General features: G+C 26.5%; 1 protein-coding gene. It reads right to left on the bottom strand.

Annotation, left to right across the window (positions count from 1 at the left end):
* Positions 1 to 198: 198 nt before the first annotated feature.
* Positions 199 to 423 (bottom strand): hypothetical protein (locus GNP95_RS26340; protein ID WP_230874017.1); only part of this gene is annotated, 225 nt, incomplete at its 5' end.

Raw genomic sequence — 423 nt, 5'->3', positions numbered from 1 at the left:
TCCATTCAAGCTTCACGACTCTTTTTTTGCGTTCGTCACAAGTCTTTTTTTTGTGTACTTTTTTCGTTTTTTTGTTCAGTTGTCTCCTACTTTTATTTTTTTTTTTTTTTTTTTGTTAGCACGCCCCCATCTATATACAACCCCTCCTTCGTTTCCGCGGGCAATTAAGGTTTTAATAAAAGGCGGGTTGTTTTTTCTTTAAAAATTAAGGAGATATTTTTTTTTTTTTTTTTTTTTTTTTATAAAAAAAAATTTGTATTTTAAAAAAAAATTTAAAAAAAAAAAAAAAACTTTAAAAAATAGTAAGGGGGGGGGTGGGAAATGGAAACCAATTTTTAATTTTTTAAAAAAAAGAAAAGGGAGAGAAAAAAAAAGATTAAAATGTTTATATTTTTTTTTTGGGGGTTTACCACCACCAAAAGT

The sequence above is a fragment of the Paenibacillus woosongensis genome, assembly GCF_009725165.1.
GTDB lineage: Bacteria > Bacillota > Bacilli > Paenibacillales > Paenibacillaceae > Fontibacillus > Fontibacillus woosongensis.
The sequence above is the reverse complement of the archived record's forward strand: the minus strand, read 5'-3'. Positions and strand labels throughout refer to the sequence as shown.